This is a genomic window from Shewanella sp. N2AIL, from assembly GCF_022690845.1.
Classification (GTDB): Bacteria; Pseudomonadota; Gammaproteobacteria; order Enterobacterales; family Shewanellaceae; genus Shewanella; species Shewanella baltica.
On record NZ_JALBYT010000010.1, the window covers coordinates 109,532 to 130,203 of the forward strand.

Annotated in this window: 14 protein-coding genes and 1 tRNA gene; 3 read left to right on the forward strand and 12 right to left on the reverse strand. The window is 47.3% G+C overall.

Annotated elements, in window-relative coordinates:
* Window positions 1–120: 120 nt before the first annotated feature.
* Window positions 121–197, reverse strand: a tRNA-Pro gene (locus tag MO387_RS08305).
* Between the two features lie 511 nt (window positions 198–708).
* Here MO387_RS08305 and MO387_RS08310 point away from each other — a divergent pair.
* A complete protein-coding gene (locus tag MO387_RS08310; RefSeq protein ID WP_107947950.1) occupies window positions 709–2,889 on the forward strand; it encodes a diguanylate cyclase in 2,181 nt (726 codons plus the stop codon).
* Between the two features lie 234 nt (window positions 2,890–3,123).
* Here MO387_RS08310 and MO387_RS08315 read toward each other — a convergent pair whose 3' ends face one another.
* Complete coding sequence (locus MO387_RS08315; protein ID WP_107947952.1) at window positions 3,124–4,602, reverse strand: alpha/beta fold hydrolase; 1,479 nt, start codon at window positions 4,600–4,602, stop codon at window positions 3,124–3,126.
* A 185-nt stretch (window positions 4,603–4,787) separates the two neighbouring features.
* Here MO387_RS08315 and MO387_RS08320 point away from each other — a divergent pair, with 185 nt between their 5' ends.
* A complete protein-coding gene (locus MO387_RS08320; protein ID WP_107947954.1) occupies window positions 4,788–5,270 on the forward strand; it encodes a hypothetical protein in 483 nt (160 codons plus the stop codon).
* Window positions 5,271–5,531: 261 nt separating this feature from the next.
* Here MO387_RS08320 and nadE read toward each other — a convergent pair whose 3' ends face one another.
* The 10 genes from nadE to dapA form a co-directional block, all read right to left on the reverse strand.
* Window positions 5,532–6,362 (reverse strand): ammonia-dependent NAD(+) synthetase, encoded by an 831-nt coding sequence (gene nadE / locus MO387_RS08325; protein WP_006086216.1) that lies wholly within the window; start codon window positions 6,360–6,362, stop codon window positions 5,532–5,534.
* Between the two features lie 201 nt (window positions 6,363–6,563).
* On the reverse strand, window positions 6,564–7,868 hold the full coding sequence (locus MO387_RS08330; RefSeq protein ID WP_107947956.1) for an inosine/guanosine kinase: 1,305 nt from the start codon (window positions 7,866–7,868) through the stop codon (window positions 6,564–6,566).
* A 477-nt stretch (window positions 7,869–8,345) separates the two neighbouring features.
* The gene (gene hemH, locus MO387_RS08335; protein WP_107947958.1) at window positions 8,346–9,365 is read right to left on the reverse strand and encodes a ferrochelatase; all 1,020 of its coding nucleotides are present in this window, start codon (window positions 9,363–9,365) and stop codon (window positions 8,346–8,348) included.
* A gap of 111 nt (window positions 9,366–9,476) precedes the next feature.
* Window positions 9,477–10,121: an adenylate kinase gene (gene adk, locus MO387_RS08340; RefSeq protein ID WP_006082054.1), complete on the reverse strand. Its 645-nt coding sequence runs from the start codon at window positions 10,119–10,121 to the stop codon at window positions 9,477–9,479.
* Window positions 10,122–10,261: 140 nt separating this feature from the next.
* Entirely contained in the window at window positions 10,262–11,125 is an 864-nt protein-coding gene (locus MO387_RS08345) for a tetratricopeptide repeat protein (protein ID WP_107947960.1), read from the reverse strand.
* Window positions 11,126–11,328: 203 nt separating this feature from the next.
* The gene (gene htpG / locus MO387_RS08350; protein WP_107947962.1) at window positions 11,329–13,242 is read right to left on the reverse strand and encodes a molecular chaperone HtpG; all 1,914 of its coding nucleotides are present in this window, start codon (window positions 13,240–13,242) and stop codon (window positions 11,329–11,331) included.
* A 181-nt stretch (window positions 13,243–13,423) separates the two neighbouring features.
* On the reverse strand, window positions 13,424–16,519 hold the full coding sequence (locus MO387_RS08355) for an efflux RND transporter permease subunit (protein ID WP_006082057.1): 3,096 nt from the start codon (window positions 16,517–16,519) through the stop codon (window positions 13,424–13,426).
* Window positions 16,516–17,598 carry an efflux RND transporter periplasmic adaptor subunit gene (locus MO387_RS08360; protein ID WP_107947964.1) on the reverse strand — a complete coding sequence of 361 codons (1,083 nt, stop codon included), beginning with the start codon at window positions 17,596–17,598 and terminating at the stop codon, window positions 16,516–16,518. The genes MO387_RS08355 and MO387_RS08360 overlap by 4 nt, the downstream gene beginning before the upstream one ends.
* Before the next feature lie 363 nt (window positions 17,599–17,961).
* Window positions 17,962–19,059: an outer membrane protein assembly factor BamC gene (gene bamC / locus MO387_RS08365; RefSeq protein ID WP_107947966.1), complete on the reverse strand. Its 1,098-nt coding sequence runs from the start codon at window positions 19,057–19,059 to the stop codon at window positions 17,962–17,964.
* A gap of 3 nt (window positions 19,060–19,062) precedes the next feature.
* On the reverse strand, window positions 19,063–19,947 hold the full coding sequence (gene dapA, locus MO387_RS08370; RefSeq protein ID WP_107947968.1) for a 4-hydroxy-tetrahydrodipicolinate synthase: 885 nt from the start codon (window positions 19,945–19,947) through the stop codon (window positions 19,063–19,065).
* Window positions 19,948–20,119: 172 nt separating this feature from the next.
* Between dapA and MO387_RS08375 the strand changes: the two genes are divergently transcribed.
* Complete coding sequence (locus MO387_RS08375) at window positions 20,120–20,671, forward strand: ACT domain-containing protein (RefSeq protein WP_012089477.1); 552 nt, start codon at window positions 20,120–20,122, stop codon at window positions 20,669–20,671.
* Window position 20,672 lies beyond the last annotated feature (1 nt).

Here is a 20,672-nt window from a genome sequence, read left to right on the forward strand (position 1 = left end):
CCAAGGACGGCTTAATAATTAGCGTGTAAGCGTGTACAAGAGAGGTGTGTACATGCACGAGGATTGTATATAGAATAAGCCAGTTACTATATTTCAAATAACTGACTTTCCTAGAGAATGTGGTCGGTATGAGGAGATTCGAACTCCTGACCCCTGACACCCCATGACAGTGCGCTACCGGGCTGCGCTACATACCGAAATTTTTTAAGTGAATGTATTATCAGTGCTGATTTAGTCCGTTATAACTTAGTGGCTATTTCAACCTAACTTATCCAATCACTCATCACCTAAGATACTGTTTATGGGGTTTATCTTAAGCGAGCCAGAACTGTAGCAATTGCCTTGCAACTGCGCAAGGGCTTCATGAGATCTCTTTGAACAACTGCTTAGTTTATGTTCTGAATGACACAATTTTCGGCGATAACCGTTCGGAAATGGCTTCATCCATTGACTCTGCTAATCATCAGTCTGTTACTGACCAGAATTCCCCCTATGTTTACCTAGATAAAGCAGTGGCACTATTCCTTTCTATAATTAGTCCCAATAATTTGTTTCTTTAATCCGTTCACATAATCAGTTTCTACAATTCATTTCTGTTATGGCTTTATATTGGGGGCTTCAATTGAAGCTCTGGGATAGAGGCGTTGGGTTTATTTGTGCCATAATCACAGACAGTTAACACAAGCCATTTTCTAAAGGGACTTTTCTTTGTATTTACCCGCCTTCCAAACCACCCATCTCAGACTGGCCATTATTCTGGGGGTATTCGGCTTAGTTCTGAATCTTTTTCCCATCCCTCTATTCGCTAATGTGCAATTGATTCTCGGCAACGTGGCCGTGGTGATAGTGGCAATACTCTTAGGACCTTGGTATGCGTTGATCACCGCCCTATTTACCGCAACGGGGCTCATGATCGTGTGGTCGAGCCCCCACGTGTATTTACTGTTTTTACTCGAAGCATTATGGCTTGGTTTTGCAAGGCGCCGAGATATTCAAATACTCTATGCCAGTGTGAGTTATTGGGTATTATTGGGGATCCCGCTGTTAGCCATTTATGTGGCAGTCATTGCTAAAATGCCCGCCAGCCACATTCCTTTTACCGCGATCAAACAAGCCGTTAATGGCATGATTTACGCTGCAATTGGTGAACTCTGTGTGGTTGCTATTCCAAGCCTATGGCATTTTAAAGGCAAGCTGACCAATCTTAATCGCCGTACTTTTAGCTCGCAGCTCAGTTACTTGTTTACCTTAATTATTACTGTGAGCTTATTGGTCTCATCCTTAGCTTTTAATCACTTTTTTATTGATAAACAACAAGTGATGATTAATCGCAATCTGGACGATACGGCAACTCATTTGAGCCATGCAACCGACAACTACCTCGCTTACAACACGCAAGTCATCGCTAGCACGGCCAAGTTTTTGAGTCTGTCGAACGCTGGCATCAATGAGTGGCAGGCATTACTGTCGAGCATACACGATAGTAATCAAGGCTTTAAAACTATGCTGATTGCGAATGAGCAAGGCAATTTGCTCGCTGCCAGTCCAATGGCCAATATTGTGAACTTAGATCGCCTAGCAGAAATCCCTTCTGTGATGGATAGGGAATACTTTATCCAAGCGTTTTATAACCATAAAACCTTTGTATCACCCGCATTTATCGGCAGAGGTTTTGGTAATGACGTAATCGTTGCCATCAGTGCCCCTATTTTTAGTCCAAATGCTCCCAATCAAGCCAGAGGGATAGTCGAAGGCAGCTTAGATTTACGCTATTTTGCCAGCATAGATAAACAAAACCTGCACCATGAGCAGCAATCTATTTTACTGACCGATGAGAATAACAATCTGATTTATGCTTCCGAAGGATTAGGACTCGCACCGCTCACCCCCTTGTCATTCAGCAAAGGCAGTGAGATATATCGCGCCCGGCTTCAACTGATGAACCTGCATAACTTAGATTCAAATACCCCTGAGTACATCTATGCCCAGCATAAGTTAAGCAATGGTTGGCAACTCTATGTTTTAGAACCTTTTGTGCCACTTTTAAAACTGGCTGAACGCCAATATGTCAACACGGTAATTTTGCTGTTTTGCTCCTTAGTCGGTGCCTTTTTTATTACTAAAGCAATCAGTAAGTTACTGACCGAACCTCTGTCGCTTTTAGCGCAGCATTTCGGTCCCGCTAAGCAAGAAAAAGTCAGTGACGAGAAGTTTGAGCATGATCTACTCAATAAAAGTACCCCTAAAGAGATCTATAGCTTGTATGAAAGTTTAGCCTCAAACCAGCAAACCTTACTCGAACACCAACAAGAACTTGAACAAAAAGTACAGCAGCGCACCCAAGATTTAGAGGCCGCTAATGTGAAATTAAAGGATTTAGCCGAGCGCGATCCGCTGACGAATCTCTATAATCGCCGCTATACCGAACACCAATTCCCGCTCATCCAACAGATGTGCGAACGGGGTCAAGATGCCATGACACTTGCCATAATGGACTTGGACCACTTCAAACAAATCAATGATACTTATGGTCATTTGGGCGGCGACGAGTGTTTAAAAGTGGTTGCTAAACTCTTAACGTCACTCTTCAAACGGGATATTGATTTAATCTCGCGCTACGGCGGCGAAGAGTTTCTACTGATTTTGCCTATGTGTAATGCCCTGAAAGTCGAAGCACATCTTAATGAATTTAAACAGCAACTCGCTGATACTGTGATAATCAATCCGCAAGATAATCGAAGCTTCAATGTCACGGCGAGTATTGGCGCTGTGATTGCCAATGCCACCTATAGCGACTCTTTAGAGCACTGGCTTAAGCAAGCCGACAATAACTTGTATCTTGCAAAGGAACAGGGGCGTGATCGGGTTGTTTGCAGCCTAATTGTTTAACTGGCGCTTGTTTAGGAGAAAGCAGTTGAAGAGGCAGTCGTTCAAAGGTAAAGAAGGTTTAGGTCAGATTAACTGAGCGGCGTTCAATCACTATTGGATTACGCAGGATTGTACTGGATTCTAGCGGGCTAAGCTGCACGGCTCTGCTTGATTCTGAGCGCACATTTACATAGCGTGATCATCATTGAAAGCTCAGGCGTTATGACAGCTGAGCGGTTAATCAAGCACAAAATCCTAGTGCATATGCGCGAGTCGATACTCATCCATGCGCTCGAGTAGATATGGGAAAAAGGGATTCCATTTCTGGCGCAACATTTCCGATGCCGACACGCTATATAAACCGCGCTCCCCCCGCGAAGCTGAGGCTCCAATTTGGATCCGATGTAAATCAGGCTGAATAACCGCGCCATAGAGGCCATCATCCACACCAAAGGGGAGCGCAACATGGGACAAGGAATACACGCCAGCGGGCCAATACAGATCTAATGCACGCACTTGTTCATTGCCTTCTGTGACCACTTTACCCTGCGCAGCTAAACCAAAGCTGCGCGCTTGAACTTGCGTGGTTTCATGACTGATATTTTCCACCACAGTGCCACGATAATGCAGCGCAGGACTATTGATACTCGCCAACAAGCCTACGAGTGGATCATTGGACACCATTTTGGCATTCACATCGAGTCGGTTCATGTCGAACAGCACGAGTTCGTGGCCATTTTCAGGCAATGTTTGATACAGATGATTCACCACAGCCGAAGTTGAAACGGTTGCATCCACGACCGACTGAAAAGTAAGTATCGACGGAACTTGCGCCCTTTGCGGCAAAGTTAATCCAGCCAATAAACCTTGGTTACGTAGCGCTAATTGATACACCACATCGCCCGCATTGACCGCAAAAGAAGTGTATTTAAAGGGATCGTACTCCACTTGAATGCTGTTCCACTGCAGTTTATCCAGTTCTAGCAATCGGCCTATCCAACTCTGCCAGCGCGCGGCCGCCGCTAATGGCGCTAACCCTATGGCGGGAGAGATAAAAATCATCCCAGCATAATCTGGGTTCTTATCTTGACTGATACGTTCTAATTCATGGTTAAGCGCTACGGCGGCACCGGTCGAAAAGCCTACAACAAATAGCGGTTTACCCTTCAGAGATTGCCGCATATGCGCTGTGGCTAAGTTCACTGCGGCGGCGAGATCTTGCCAATAAACCTCAGTCAAGCCACTCGGAATGGTGCCATGTCCTGGTAGTCTTAAACCCAGCACATGGGCTTTACCTTTAAAATGCGCTGCCACATTGGATAAGGCATAGGGCGAGTCTGACATGCCATGGAGCAGCAATACTCCAAACTCGGCGTCGACTACGGGCCATTCATAACTGCGATTCCAATTTTGTGCCCAATGGGCAGGATCGGATAAGCTATTTTTGACATAGCGGTTAACTGGAGAAAACTCATTGGCGGGAATCTTTTGGACGACTTTGCGCTCAACTTCGGCGAATAGGCGCTCTTCTAGCGCTAAGTACTCATTAAAATTAGCGAGTTTAGTATTGTAATGAAACTCATTTTCTAGCTCGACCGTATGCCAAAGTGACAATTCTGGACGCGCATTGAGAAAATAAATCCCCGTTGCGAGTAACGCCAACGCTATGCCAATACTCGCATACACTGCGGCTAAGAATAGGTGTTTTGTCGAACCTATGATGATGGCCTTCATGGCTGTTCCTATATAACAATAAGATAAAATGAGCAAGCCAATTATACGGTTAGAAAAAAACATCCTTCAAACTTTTTACCACAATAATATCCACTGCCATAAGCCCACAATTTTATTAGCCGCATAGACCTTAATCGGGTTAGGATCCAAAGCAGTCTTATTCCAATGAAACTTATACGCTCTCGATGATTATCGGTAATCCACACGCTAGGTTCGCCTACTATCTTCCTACCGCGCCGCTGATACCTGACGGCTGGCATTACACTCAGCCAAACGCAGTCGGGGCACTCATTGCTCTAAATGGCAATCATTGGCGTAAGATCTTCACTATTATGGCAAAAATCAGCGCGGTTGGAAAAGATTGGCGCAGCTATCGTGACCAAGTGTTACTCAAGCAAAATGAACTGCTCTGCATAGGCGGCACTGAATTGATGGCAAACGCGAAGATCCATCTTGTCGCGGGGCAAGTGGCTGCAAAGTGTTTAGGGTTCACCATCTCTGCAAACGAAATCCATGCACAGCATTTAACCGCCCAAAATAAATCCATAACCGCGATGACGCTTCCATCTTCGCTGGGGCAGCATTGTTTACTCACGCCCTATTTGGATTATCGCCAGTATCCAAATCAACTGATCGCCCTGACACGGCAACACTTAGTCGTGCCATAATCCCTACAACAAGATGCCGTGGCTAAATGTTGCGACCAGATGCCACTGTCACAGGTCTCAGCAACATTCCTCTGCAACATCCCCCAGTGAGATGCCCCTGCAGGATAGCCAGCTTTAATGAATAATCGCTGCCAGTCTCCTCGTTACAGCGACGCCAACAGCTGTAAAGGCTGCCACTAGCTCAGCAACTAGGTAAAAAAGACATAAAAAAGCACTCGCGAACTGAGTTCAAACGAGTGCTTATTCGAGGACGATTCAGCGTTAGTCGTAGATCGTTGGGATAGGCTGACGTTTATGCTGCGTTGCCTTATAAATACCAATCAATTTGTCTTCAACTGCCTTGCCGACATCTTTACCCTCAAGGAAATCATCGATTTGCGCATAGGTTAGCCCAAGTGCGACTTCATCTTCGAGTAGCGGTTTATTGTCTTCTAGATCCGCAGTTGGCGCTTTATGCACTAAAGACTCTGGCGCACCAAGATACGCGGCAAGTTGACGAACTTGGCGCTTGTTAAGACCAAATAACGGCGCTAAATCGCAGGCGCCATCGCCCCACTTAGTGTAAAAACCTGTGATGTTTTCGGCGCTGTGATCTGTCCCCACGACGAGTCCACCTACGAGTCCGGCGAGTTCGTATTGAGCGATCATCCGCATACGGGCTTTAACGTTACCCTTCACAAAATCTACTTTCGCCACATCGGGTAAAGGCAATCCAGCTTCGGCTAACGCGGCAACAGTAGCGCTGTGTACGCCATCAACACCTTGATGTACATTCACTGTGACCAATTTAGAAGGTTGAATAAACTGACAGGCTAATTGCGCCTCATGCTCATCTTTTTGGATCTGATAGGGTAAGCGCACTGCGATAAACTGGTAACCGCCTTGGCTATTCTCGTGGTTTAAACTGTCCACCGCCAACTGACACAAACGCCCAGCGGTAGAAGAATCCACCCCACCGCTGATCCCTAATACCAATGCCTTACTGCGCGCTTCTTTTAGTTTGGTTTTAATAAACGCGACCCGACGTTGCACTTCGAACTCAGGCTCTATGGCCGTGAGTACCTTCATTTCTCTTAAGATTTGCGCTTTCACCGAAAATTCCACCTTAAATAATCGCTGTATTTGGACTATCTGAACCCGACTAACGTTAACATTTATTCGCAACTGCCTGTAGTTAAAATTAGCGCTTGGCCGATTGATTGTTGATAAACGCCATAAAAATAAGGGCAACAACGGTTTGCCGTTATTGCCCTAGCGTAAATCAGTCAGCTTAATACCAATACAGGTACTGGCTTATCTTTCCCAGTAGGATTCTTCTAAGCTGTCTTCGCGCTCAGGTAAACCACGGGATAAACGCGGGCTATGCTGGGCTAAGACTTCATAGGCGACGCGGTTAGCGTACTTACACACTTGGGAAAACGAGGAATAACACAGGCCATCGCGCTTATGTTTGCTCGAACCTGGCACGTTAGTCTTGTGAAAAGTATTAGCCGCCAGATCGTGCAATAACGCCGATAACGCGCCATCACCTGCCCCATTAGTATTCCCAATTTTTTCTGGACCGCCCATATAAGGTGAAATGTGGGCAAACACTTTGATTGGTGTTTCACAGTCATTCTTAAGCTTTGGACGGGAGAACTCATAACGGTTAAATTCTGGGATCGCGCCCGGCAACAGGGTATGTACGGTTTCGCGCTTTTCAGAATCTTCAGTATAACCCGCAGTATAAAGCCCGATAGGACCCGCTGTGGTTAATACCATGTCACACCATTCCAAGGCTTTTTCACTGGCAAGCAGAGGATCCCGTGAACCGGTTAAGGCTTCACCTTCATCTTCATTCATCGCCAAAATGGTGACATGTTCTTTGATGAAGTTTTGCCACCATAGTGGGTCTTCTTCAATCAAAAAACGCGTGCCTAAGGTCAATACTACAGGCACCTCGGCGGCTTTGGCGTATTCTATGGCGCACATGGCCGCATCGGTAATACGGTCGCCATCGCTGGCGCGCATTAAATATGCGGTCAGCACTAAGGCAGAGCTGCCCTGTATTACATCTTTATCAATATATTCAGGCGTGAGTTTATCCATCGAGCCTTTGCTAATCGCAAATGTCCGCTCGCCACACTCAGAAATCAAGGTAAAACAGCGACCGATAGGGCCATCTACAGGCTGTAGAAAGTTAAGGTCGACTTTAGAAGAGGTATTACATAAATAGCGATAGGCGTAACTGCCTACTTCGATATTCTGACTCATCACCCCGAATAACACTGAACGGTCATCGGCCAGAATAGAATAATTATGCACTGTGTTGCCAATAGTGCCACCAGCAAATTCATCGCTAATCAAGCCATGAATTTTTAACTCAGTGTAGAGTCTGTGGGCCTGTTCATCATTGATCAGGGTCGAATTACCTTTTGGTAAGCCATAACGGCTCAGCAATTCGTCCTCCACTTTCGCTTCGATATCCACTAAGGTTTGATCAATACCACTGATATAGGTCGCAAACGGCTGAGGCTGTTGAGTCAGCTGTTCAAGCAGCGGATCTCGGGTTTTAACCGGAAAATAATGTTTTGATTTACGCTGACCGGGAAACTTCATAGTGGCTCTCTTTTCCTGGCATCCATGCTAATTGGCGTCTGCCGAGGCTGTCAAGCCAAGCAGCATCCTAAAAATATTGAGTCTAGGCTAGCGAGACAAAAAAACCACCCCTTAGCCGGAAGGGCGCAGATTCTATCACAAAATCAGTTCGAAGCCAGTGCTCCAATACCCAAACAACCTGAAGATGTAGGATTCAGCGGGAATTTAACGGAATGGTTCAGACAAGGCCATTTATTGCTCCTGCATAAATGGCATTCACGCCATCCATGGCGATTGCGGCTATTTGCAGACCTAGTGGGCTAAGTTAAAAATAGTCAACACAGTATAAAGTGCATTACCCCGTGAATAACATCAGCCGCCGGGACGGAGCGCCTAGGGCACTTCACTTCCGTGTTGCATCAATTCAAAAGGTGGCCGACATTCTGTCATTGATGCGCCTTGAATTGAATCACCCTAGGCGCTCTGAAACTCGACTCTTCAGGTGGCTTGGGTATGGGCCCAAGATACCGCTTGTTCTTGGATTAATTGCCGTAATAATTCAATGTGTAACTCATCGTCGTTCAAACAAGGGATAAACCGATAGTCGCTGCCACCTGCATGTAAAAAGGTTTCCTTAGCGCCGATGGAGATTTCTTCTAAGGTTTCGAGGCAGTCTGTCGCAAACGCAGGGCAAATCACATCGACACTTTTGATTCCTTGTGCAGGTAACTCGGCCAATAATTCATCAGCGTAAGGCGTAAGCCACTCTTCGCGGCCAAAGCGCGATTGGAAACACACTTGCCATTGCGACTCGCTAAGCTCAAGTTTTTGCGCTAACAGTTTCGCCGTGACAAAACACTGCTCGCGGTATGGATCGCCCTCTTTCACATAACGCAGCGGAATACCGTGAAATGACAAGAGCAACTTATCGGCCTGCCCATGGGTTTTCCAGTGACGTGTCACTGAATGCGCCAGCGCCGCTATATAAGCATCATGGTCAAAATAGTCTTTATTAAAGCGAACCTGAGGGATGTCACGCACGGTTTTAAGATAACTGGCAACGGCATCGAACACACTTGCCACCGTCGAGCAGGAATATTGGGGATACAAAGGCAGCACAATAATGCGCTCTGCCCCTTGGTCTTTCAGGCGTTCAAATCCCGCATCGATGGAGGGATCGCCGTAACTCATACCCAGTTCAACCGGAATAGTCTGGTTAAACGTGGCGCTTAAGTCCACCGCCAGCTTTTGTGCTTGGCGTGCACTTATCACCATCAAGGGCGAGCCTTCTGGCGTCCACACGCTTTGGTAGAGTTTAGCGACTTTCGCCGGACGGGTGTTGAGGATAATGCCGTTCAGCAGCGGTTGCCAAATCCACGGCGATAAATCGACGACACGCGGATCACTTAAAAACTGCCTTAGAAATCGTTTTACAGCCTTAGGGCTAGGTTCATCAGGCGTGCCGAGGTTAACCAATAGCACACCAAAAGCAGGGGAAGGATTCAACGTTAGGCTCATGGTTAATGGAGTTCACTTGGAGGCTAACATTGCGATACCCATAAAAAAAGCCTGCATCGGCAGGCTTTTTTCTAATATGAGAACTCGTTCTCGTAAATTTAGCTTTTTCGGTTATTTCAACACGCTGGCAAGCTGCTCACTCACAGCCGCAACCGATTGAGTGCCGTCAAATTTGTTGTATTGAGTTTGGCCTGCTGCAGCCACTTTACCGTAGTATTCAACCAGCGGCTTAGTTTGCTCGTGGTAAATCGCGAGGCGTTTACGCACTGTGCTTTCTTCGTCATCTGGACGAATAGCTAAATCTTCGCCAGTTACGTCGTCTTTACCTTCCACTTTAGGTGGATTGAAAACCACATGGTAAACGCGGCCAGAACCTGGGTGAACACGGCGACCGCTCATGCGCTTAACGATTTCTTCGTCTGGCACGTCGATTTCAATCACGTGATCAATGCTAATACCGTTTGCCGCCATCGCATCCGCTTGTGGAATAGTACGTGGGAAACCGTCTAACAAGAAACCTTTAACACAGTCTTCCTGTGCGATACGCTCTTTAACCAGACCGATGATCAGATCATCAGAAACCAGCTGACCAGCATCCATCACTTTCTTTGCTTCCAAACCCAGTGGCGTACCCGCTTTTACCGCGGCACGTAACATATCACCAGTGGAAATTTGTGGGATACCATACTGTTCCATAATGAACTGGGCCTGGGTACCTTTACCGGCACCTGGGGCGCCCAATAGGATAATGCGCATCTCAAGAGTCCTCTTTTCGCATTGATATTCTTCTTAGGGCGGCGATCTTCGCACATCTGGCCGCCATTGAGAAGGGTTTTAGCTTCGACTTTAGCCTCAGAAACCGCAAATAAACTGCGGTTTCTGAGGTATTTTTATCATTAATAGAGCAAGGTATAGAGCTTACGGCGGTATTGATTGGCTAAGGGATTGCCTTGGCCAAGTGCCGTTAATACTTCCATAAACACTTGTTTTACCGCGCCATTTTCAGCACCTAAATCTTTACTGAGCACACCGAATAACAGTTCTAGTGCTTCATCATCGCGGTGGGCGGCGTGCAATGCCTTACTCAGTTCGAGTAATAACACTAAATCTGTTGGGTTTTGCTCAAACTTTTGCTGCAAATCGCGAATTTCAGGGGTATCCGCCGCATCTAAGGCAAGTGCGAGCTTAGCTTTTAAACTCTGGTAGTAACCGTCTTGGTCGGCAAGCCCGACTTTCTCAAGCATGGTTTGCGCTAACACTAATTCGCCCTGCATCAGATACACATCGGCGAGCACTAAACTCACCTCACCCGCTTGATTTGAGCCTGCATGCGCGTCTTTAAGCAACACGGCCGCAGTGGCAAGATCCTCTGCGCTCACTTGGCTAAGCGCGAGCAATGCTTTGGCCTGTGCTAACTGTAACTGCCACATAGGCGGCAAATGTTTATCCAGCATAGCTGTGACTTGCGCCGCGTCTTGCACCCCCGCAAAACCATCGACAGGCTGACCTTTATCCAAGACTAACGTGGTCGGCAGACTTTGAATGCGAAAGTAATTGGCGATTTCTAACTCTGCTTCACAGTCGACTGTAGCGAGCACGAATCGACCCGCATTTTGCGCGGCAATGTGCTCTAAGGTGCGTAGCATAGCCACACTTTGTTCCTGCGGCTGTGCCCAAAATGCTAACACCACTATCTGCTGCATCGAGGCGTCAACGACTTGCTGAATATTGTCTTTAGTCAGGCTGAGGATATTGTCCATAGTATTCCCTTAACGTTTAAGGCCTCAATCATGGGAGGCCTTATTCTTTTAAAACGAAGCGCTAGCACTGAGTGTTAACGCGCTATTTTAAAATCGTTGTCTTAACCGCTTGTATTTGAATTGAGTGACAGGCTAGGCTCAAACCACTCTTCCTGCACTAGAAACAATATCGGGGCCGTTCAAAGAAAGGCCCCGATAGTCATTTACTTCATGTTAGCCAGTAACATTTGGTTCATCAGCTTGATAAAGGCCGATGGATCCGCAAGGCTACCTTTTTCAGACAATTGCGCCTGTTGCAGCAGCAGATTCGACCAATCCGCGAAGGCGGCTTCATCTTGAAGATCATTTAAGCGCGACACTAATGGGTGCGCGGGATTGATCTCAAATGTCGGCTTCACTTCTGGCACAGGTTGACCGGCAGCTTGCATCAACTTGATCATCTGAGTCGACATTTCGCCTTCACCCGCAACGACACAAGCTGGAGTATCGGTTAAGCGTGACGTGACTTTCACATCCGCAACCGTCGAGCCTAATGCCGCTTTAATGCGTTCAACTAAAGCTACCGATTCTTGCTCAAGCTTTTCTTGCGCTTCTTTTTCAGAGGCATCTTCCAGCTCGCCAAGTTCTAAATCACCACGGGTCACTGAGTGCAGTTGTTTCTCTTTGTACTCAGTTAAGTGGTTGATTAGCCACTCGTCGATACGCTCTGACATCAGTAAGACTTCGATGCCTTTCTTACGTAACAACTCTAAATGTGGGCTGTTAGCGGCGGCTTCATGGCTGTCGGCAACGATGTAATAAATCTTAGTTTGGCCTTCTTTCATGCGGCTGATGTAGTCATCGAGTGACACAGTCGGCGCAGCACTGCCCGTATGGGTCGAGGCAAAACGTAATAAGCCAGCGATACGTTCACGGTTGGCGAAATCTTCCGCTGGCCCTTCTTTCAGCACTTGACCAAATTCAGCCCAGAACTGTTGATATTTTTCCGCATCGTCTTTCGCCAGTTTTTCCAGCATGCCAAGCACACGTTTGGTGATACCAGTACGCATCGCTTTGGTCACGTGGTTATCCTGCAGAATTTCGCGGGATACGTTCAGCGGCAGATCGTTTGAGTCAATTAAGCCCTGCACGAAGCGCAGATAAGATGGCATAAACTGCTCAGCATCATCCATGATGAACACACGTTGCACAAACAGTTTAAGGCCGTGCTTACGGTCGCGGTTCCACATATCCCAAGGTGCTTTTGCAGGAATATACAATAGGTTAGTGTATTCTTGCTTACCTTCTACCCGATTATGGCTCCACAGTAGTGCGTCGGTGTAATCGTGGGAAATGTGTTTGTAAAACTCTTGATACTCTTCGTCACTGATGTCAGCTTTGCTGCGCATCCACAAAGCAGTCGCTTTGTTCATGACTTTCCATTGACCTTCGGTCGCAGGAATTTTTTCGCCATCTGGACCATCACGCTCTGGCGTACCCTCTTGCCACATTTCGACTGGCACAGAGATATGATCTGAGTACTTAGTAATGATTGAACGTAGGCGCCAATCATCGGCAAATTCTTTTTCTTCATCACGCAGGTGCAGGGTGATTTCAGTACCGCGGCTCGCCTTAGTGATGGTATCAACGGTGAAGTTACCCTCGCCTTCTGATTCCCACAATACGGCTTCATCGGCCTTATGACCGGCAGCGCGAGTGCGAACCGTGACTTTCTTGGCCACGATAAAGGCTGAATAGAAACCGACACCGAACTGGCCAATTAACTGTGAATCCTTTGAAGATTCGCCCGATAGATTCTTAAAGAAATCAGCGGTGCCCGACTTAGCAATTGTGCCTAAATGCTCAATCACGCCGTCACGGGTCATACCCACGCCGTTGTCTTCGATGGTCACAGTGCCTTTTTCTTTATCAGCACTGATACGGACTCGCAGTTCACCGTCGCCTTCATACAGAGCGTCATTGGTCAACGCCAGATAACGCAGCTTGTCCGCTGCATCCGCAGCGTTGGAGACCAGTTCACGCAAGAAAATTTCTTTGTTGGAATACAAAGAGTGGATCATCAAATGCAACAGCTGTTTGACTTCTGTTTGAAAACCATGAGTTTCTTGTTGTGACATGAAATTTTCCTTTATTTGTTACGTAATTTGGTAAAAGTAACGCTTAGTGTTTACTTAAATGGGGCTCCAAATTTGCTTTTCAAGGGCAAGGGCTAAAACGAGGTTCGAATGGCGAAAAATAAGGCGCTTGATGAATACCAAGCGCCTATATGTGTGCTTTGAACATCAGCCGATGTAGGCGTTAGTCTTGGGCTAGTTCTTTTTCTAACTGTTGGGCTATGGCTTCGGGCGATCCACTGTTACGGGCAAAGAGTCCATAAGCGGCGGGGATCACGAAGATAGTGAATAGGGTTGCCAGTAAAATCCCCGACAACACAACCACACCAATCACAAAACGGGTTTCAGCGCCCGCGCCTGCGGCCATGACCAAAGGTACGGCGCCAGCGGCGGTGGTGATGCCTGTCATGAGAATAGGTCGTAGACGCTGCGCCGAGGCTTGGATAATCGCCTTATCAAAATCAACGCCTTTATCCCGCAATTGGTTCGCAAACTCGACAATCAAGATGCCGTTTTTGGCCGCCAACCCGACCAGCATAATAATGCCTATCTGACTGTAAATATTAAGACTCTGCCCCGTGAGCCACAAACCAATTAAGGCGCCCACGGTCGCCAGCGGCACAGTCAGCATGATCACCATAGGGTGAATGTAACTCTCGAACTGCGCCGCCAGCACGAGGAATACAATTCCCAGCGCGAGCAAGAACACGAAGTACATAGAGCTACCCGACTCTTGATAATCGAGGGATTGACCCTTATAGCTAATTACCGCCTCTGCTGGCAAATAAGCACGCGCCAATTGATTCATATAATCAAGGGCTTCACCTAGGCTATAACCATCTTCTAAACTGGCTTCTATGGTGATAGCGCGCATGCGGTTGTAACGGTTAAGCGAACTGGCGTCGGCAAACTCTTCCACCGTCACTAAGTTCGACAGCGGGATAAGTTCTTGAGTCCGCTCGGAACGCACGTAGATGTTTTGCAGATCCGCTGCGGTATTTTGATTACCGCGCTCGCCTTCAATGATCACATCGTATTCTTCACCGTCACGCATAAAGGTCGTGACTAAGCGTGAGCCCAGCATGGATTCCAGCGTACGGCCAATATTTGAAATCGATACCCCAAGGCTCGCGGCTCTGTCTCTGTCGATGACGACGCGAAGCTGCGGCTTAGTCTCTTTATAGTCGTGATCTAAGCCGAGTAATTTAGGATTCTGTGCCGCCTTTTGCATCATGATATCGCGCCAGCGGGCCAGCTCTTCGTAGCTTGGGCCGCCAATCACAAACTGCACAGGTTTACCGACGCCACGGCCAAAGGCTTGGCGCATCACAGGAAACGCTTGCACCCCAGCGAGATCGGCAAGACGTTTGTTAATGTCTGCGATCACTTCTTTCACCGGGCGACGTTTACCCCAATCTTCCAGCACGACAATGGCCATACCGTTAGAGAAATCCGCCGAGCGGCCAAAGCCACGGGGAGCACGGATCAGCAGACGTTTGATATCACCCGTGTCGACCAGCGGCATCAAACGGTTTTCCACCTCATTCATGTAGGACTCTATGTATTCGTAACTCGCGCCTTGCGGTCCGTTGACCATCAAGAATAACGAGCCTCGGTCTTCCTGCGGCGCAAATTCCTGCGGTACTTTTTGGACCAAATAAGCGCTAGAGCCTAACGCGATCAACACCAAAACCGACATCAATAACGGGTGAGCCATGGCGGATTTTAACGACAATTGATAGCGGTTTGACACTTTGGTCATGATGCCGTCGACCTTACGCACCAACCAAGAATCCTGCGAGCTCGGCTTGAGTAACTTAGAACACATCATAGGTGTGAGCGTTAGCGCGACTATACTTGAAAACAGCACCGCTGCACTCATGGTCACTGCAAACTCTTTGAATAGTTTACCTAAGTCGCCCTCTAGGAAAGTGATTGGCATAAACACTGCCACCAAGACTAAGGTGGTGGCGATGACCGCAAAGGCCACTTCACGCGCACCGAGAAAAGCGGCTTTGAGCGGTGAGTCCCCTTCTTCGATACGTCTATGGATGTTTTCTAGCATCACAATCGCATCGTCCACCACCATGCCGATGGCGAGGATCATCGCCAACAAGGTCAAGAGGTTAATGGTATAGCCAAGCGCATACAGCACAATAAAGGTGCCGAGCAGGGACACCGGCACAGTGATCGCGGGGATCAACATGGCGCGCACACTGCCAAGGAACAGATAAATCACGATAATCACTAAGACCATCGCAGTGAACAGGGTTTGGTACACTTCTTTAATCGAGGCTTCGATGAACACTGAGCTATCGTAGCTGCGCTTAATGGACATGCCCGCTGGCAAGGTTGGGTTAATTTTATCAACCAGTGCATTCACCGCGCGCGCCACTTCCAAGGTATTGGCGGTTGACTGCTTAGACACGCCTAAACCTATCATCGCCTCTTTGTTACCACGGAACATAATCCGCTCTTCTTCAGAGCCGATTTCCACCCGCGCGACATCCCCCAGTTTAACTAAATAACCGTCTTCCCCTTGGGTGATCACTAAGTTCGCGAAATCTTCTGCGGTGCGATAACCCCGCTCGAGCCTCACCGTAAAGTGCCGCTCCTTAGATTCAATCGAACCTGCGGGTAACTCGACATTCTCGGCTCTAAGCGCAGCCTCTACATCAGCAACCGTTAAACTGCGCGATGCCAAGGCTTGTCTGTCTAGCCATATCCGCATCGCATACACTTTACCTCCACCGATACGCATCCGCGCCACACCATCGACCACAGAAAAGCGGTCGGCTAAATAACGGTTAGTGTAATCGGTCAATTCGAGGGTGGTCATTTGATCCGACACCAAATTGAGCCACATGATCACTTCATCGCCGCCATTGGCTTTTTGCACTTCTGGGGGATCGGCTTCCTCGGGTAAATTGTCGAGTAAGCCAGAAATACGGTCGCGTACATCGTTAGCGGCATCTTCAATATTACGGCTAATATCAAACTCTAAGGTGACGGATGAACGGCCATCACTGCTCGATGAACTCACGTGCCGAATGCCTTCGACGCCGCTGATCCTGTCTTCAATCAATTGGGTAATGCGGCTTTCTACCACGGCGGCACTGGCGCCGCGGTAGTTAGTGTCGATAGACACCACAGGAGGATCGATGTTTGGGTATTCACGCAGGGGCAGCTTATCAAAGGAGACAAGCCCGAAAGCGACCAGCAGCAAGCTGATCACTGAGGCAAATACGGGACGTTTTACCGAGAGATCAGTCAGGATCATACACTTGGCTCCGCGCTCGTATCCGCAAGATAACTAAACTTTTCCGCAAACTCCGTTTGCACTTTATCCCCAGGATGGACTTTCAATAAGCCACGGATCACCACGTTTTCGCCCAAGGCTAAACCGTCTAAAATTTCCACCCAACCACGGGTACGAATCCCGATAGTGACTTGTTTACGCTCAATCACATTGTCGGCATTAACGCTGTAAACAAAGTGATCATTTTGGATCGGGATAATGGCAGATTCTGGCAACATCAAGGCTTCGCGGCTACGTTTTATGAGTTTGACTTTCATCAACATGCCCGGTAATAAACGCAGCTCAGGATTAGGGATTTCGGCGCGGACAATCACAGTGCGCGTCGTTGGGTTTACGCGGCTGTCAATCGAGGTCACTACGCCTTTGAAGGTAAAATCAGGAAAGGCCACAGCTTTGGCTTCAACTTTCTTACCTGGGGCCAAATCTTGAATAAAACGCTCAGGCACTGAAAAATCGAGTTTAATCTTAGAGATATCATCCAAGGTAGTGATCGCAGTGCCGGGCGACACTAGGCTGCCGACACTGATTTGACGTAAACCTAAACGGCCATTAAAAGGCGCAAGAATACTGCGATCATTGAGTGATGCTTGCGCCTGTTCAAGCTCTGCGCGGGTGGTATCGATAAGGGTTTGTAATCTGTCGCGTTCTAACTCTGCCACAGTGCGGCTCGTGACTAACGAACTGATACGGTTGAATTCACGTTGATTATCACTGACTTTAACTTGCGCGGCTTTTACCTTAGCAATCTGTTCCGCATTTTGCAGTTGGACTAACAAGTCCCCCTTCTTAACTATGTCACCATCATCAAACTTAATCGCTGTCACTATGTCGGTGACTTTAGGGGTTATAGTCACTGATTCCGCGGCTTTGTTGGTGCCGATGGCTTCCACTTCATCGCGAATAGGTGCCATCGCGGCGGTGGCAATCACCACGTTGGGCATAAGGTTAACTTGCGCTTTGGCAATCTCTTGCGGTTGCATGGCTTGATATCCAAACCATGCCGCAGCCAATAGAGCGATTATTAGAATAATTTTTTTCATCGGGCTTCCAAGGGATGACTCGCATTAATGACGGCTAGTTTACTCACTCACATCATCGCATCAATACGTTTTACTTTTTCTTACAAATTACGCTGATAGCGCAAAATATGTGTGATTAAGTGTCTTTGGCGATATACATGGCAGAATAGCCAGAATGCAGTACGATAACGAGGGTGATTAGTGATTATCTCTAAAAATGACAAATCCAGCGGAACTTATTGCTAAAACCATTCAAAAAATATTGATATGTAGACAATTAAATCCTAAAACACCGTTTGCTTAGATAATCGTCAACCACCGTTCCATAAATCGCAGCCAATAAAAAAGGGCGATAATTCGCCCTTCTCTCATCAACCATTGAAATTAACGCAGTTTGCGTTCTTCTTTCATCAGGTTTGACAGTGACTGATACACATTGGTAACGACTTCATCGCTCAATGGCTGATCTTCAGCATCGCGGAGGAAGATCTTAGTCTCTTCAGGCGTATCGCCATCTTCGAGCAGTAAACGGTAGCTGCCTTCTTTTAGCGCTAACTTATCGTCGCCCCACAATGAACTCCAGAAACCCGAGTTATCGTCAAACTTGATAAAGTACAATCCTTTCGCGCTATCCATATCGGCAATTTCGAAGCCCATTTCCGGCAGCACGATACGCAGACGATCCCACACTTGTTTGTAAGGGGCTTTAGCAGACCAGTAGGCTTTGCCTTCTTCTGGCGTGACTAAATCAACATTGATACCTAAGGTTTGCTTCAAACGATTCGCTTGGATCGCTTGGTCACGTTTAACGCTGATGTACGCAATAGCACTGTTCAGCATATCAATCGTGTATCTTTGCTTATCTTCGCCACTTAATAACACGTCTTGTGCTTTATCGTCGTAAAACTCTTCGTGTTCAACTAAGTGAATAACGATATTCGCTGTACGACCATGTGGGCGCGTTTCCACATCAAAACGATAGCGTTGACGCAGCAGATAAACTTTATCTGAGCCCCACATGTTTGATTCGATCACTTCACGACTTTCGATCCAATCGGTTTCTATGTTGCCTTTATCAAAATCACGGCTACGAACAGCGATACCTTTTTGGGCCAAGAAACCATCTAAGTTGCTAAAGATTTCTTGTTTCAAGTCCACTGTATTGTCGATAGATTCGACCACGATTTTAATGTTGTCGCTGCCCTCTTCCACGTGAGTACCTTCAGCCATAGGCAGTACTTGCAGTGGCGGACGGATATCCAAATTTTTACCGTAGACTGTAGCATTGGCTTTAGGGCCCAATGCTGGCACATCAAATTCTTTATTGTAGGGCGGCGTTTTTAATCCAGCAGGGATTTTAAGCAAAGGCGCTTGCTCAGCCTGAACATAGTCTTCAGTACCGTTCGCTTGGCGACGCTCAAGTGGCGAACTACAGGCTGCAACGGCAGCAACTAAGATCAGTGGGGTGACTTTCTTTAACATTAATTATTTAACCTCTATCTGGGCACGAGTCATTGCTTCTATCAACAGACCATGACATTGCTCAGAAAGTTCAGTCAAAGGTAAACGAATATGGCCACATTCAATCAAACCCATGCGATGGGCAGCCCATTTTACTGGGATAGGATTGGCTTCACAAAATAGTGTGCTGTATAAACCGCGCAGTGGTGTGTCTATACTCAGTGCAAGCTCAGCATTACCCGCCAGCGCCGCATCACACATAGCTTTAAACGCTTGTGGCACTATGTTGTTAGCGACTGAAATCACACCATTACCGCCTAAGAGTAAGAACTCTCTGGCAGTGGCATCATCGCCGCTATACAAGAGAAAATCGTCGCCGCACAGTTCGCGCAGACGTTTTACACGGGATAAGTCACCAGTCGCTTCTTTCACGCCAATAATGTTGCTCACGTTGACTAACTCGGCTACGGTTTCTGGCAACATATCAACGGCAGTACGGCCAGGGACATTATAAAGAATTTGTGGAATATCTGTGCTGGCAGCAACCGCTTTATAATGCGCAATCAATCCCTTAGGAGTTGGCTTATTATAATATGGCGTTACGCCAAGCATAGCGGCAACACCCACCTTAGATAAGGACTTGGTGAGCTCAACGGCTTCAGATGTGGCATTGGCACCATTGCCACCAATGACAGGAACACGGCCCGCAGCAAATTTAACGGTTTGTGAAACGACCGTTACATGCTCAGACATAGGCAGAGTCGCTGACTCGCCAGTAGTACCAACGGCCACAATGGCATCTGTGCCTTGGTCAATATGGAATTCGACTAACCTTTCAAGACTTGCAAAATCTACTGAGCCATCACTGTTCATTGGCGTGATTAAGGCTACGATGCTTCCGTTTATCATCTGACTTTCCCCAAGATTTCAGGATTCGCTATGGTACTGATGCCAACCACTAATGACAAGCATTAACGGGGCTCTCAAATTGAATTAGTTATGGTAGCATTACATCCCGCACAAAAACTCAGCTTCAACCCTGAGTTTTCGCTCTATGATATCGAAAAAGTGAGGAAAATTCATGACCAATTTCCTGGTCGTAACAGCGATGGGTCTCGACCGTCCTGGACTCGTAAGTAAACTAGCTCGTCTTGCCAGTGACTGTGACTGCGATATCGTCGACAGCCGTATGGCATTATTTGGTAACGAATTTACCCTTATCATGATGTTGTCAGGCTCGTGGGCATCAATAACGAAAATTGAAAGCATGCTCCCCAGTCTCAGCGTTGAGTTAGAACTGCTGACAGTGATGAAACGTACCTCTAAACACACACCACAAAATTACCTTTCTCGCCTTGAAGTTCGCTTCACGGGTAAAGACCAGCGCGGCACGATAAAACGCATTACCCAGTTCCTTGCCGACAGGTCATTAGATCTGGCTGCAGTGCGCTCTTTCTCTGAAGAATTACCTGACAGTGAGCAGACGCAAAACGTGTCGCTGACCATTAATATTCCTGAAAAAGTTGAACTAGAAAAGCTCGAACAGAGTATCTATCAACTCGCCCAAGATATGACCTTAGATTGCACTATTCGTCGTATGGAAGGCACAGCCATTTTAGAGGACAGAGGATAAT

What these genes read in the sequence shown, in the direction of transcription:
- htpG (WP_107947962.1), bottom strand. Translation starts at nt 13,242, where the DNA reads ATGTCACAACAAGAAACTCATGGTTTTCAAACAGAAGTCAAACAGCTG.
- MO387_RS08320 (WP_107947954.1), top strand. Translation starts at nt 4,788, where the DNA reads ATGATTATCGGTAATCCACACGCTAGGTTCGCCTACTATCTTCCTACC.
- adk (WP_006082054.1), bottom strand. Translation starts at nt 10,121, where the DNA reads ATGCGCATTATCCTATTGGGCGCCCCAGGTGCCGGTAAAGGTACCCAG.
- MO387_RS08375 (WP_012089477.1), top strand. Translation starts at nt 20,120, where the DNA reads ATGACCAATTTCCTGGTCGTAACAGCGATGGGTCTCGACCGTCCTGGA.
- hemH (WP_107947958.1), bottom strand. Translation starts at nt 9,365, where the DNA reads ATGAGCCTAACGTTGAATCCTTCCCCTGCTTTTGGTGTGCTATTGGTT.
- dapA (WP_107947968.1), bottom strand. Translation starts at nt 19,947, where the DNA reads ATGATAAACGGAAGCATCGTAGCCTTAATCACGCCAATGAACAGTGAT.
- MO387_RS08315 (WP_107947952.1), bottom strand. Translation starts at nt 4,602, where the DNA reads ATGAAGGCCATCATCATAGGTTCGACAAAACACCTATTCTTAGCCGCA.
- MO387_RS08330 (WP_107947956.1), bottom strand. Translation starts at nt 7,868, where the DNA reads ATGAAGTTTCCCGGTCAGCGTAAATCAAAACATTATTTTCCGGTTAAA.
- MO387_RS08355 (WP_006082057.1), bottom strand. Translation starts at nt 16,519, where the DNA reads ATGATCCTGACTGATCTCTCGGTAAAACGTCCCGTATTTGCCTCAGTG.
- bamC (WP_107947966.1), bottom strand. Translation starts at nt 19,059, where the DNA reads ATGTTAAAGAAAGTCACCCCACTGATCTTAGTTGCTGCCGTTGCAGCC.
- MO387_RS08345 (WP_107947960.1), bottom strand. Translation starts at nt 11,125, where the DNA reads ATGGACAATATCCTCAGCCTGACTAAAGACAATATTCAGCAAGTCGTT.
- MO387_RS08360 (WP_107947964.1), bottom strand. Translation starts at nt 17,598, where the DNA reads ATGAAAAAAATTATTCTAATAATCGCTCTATTGGCTGCGGCATGGTTT.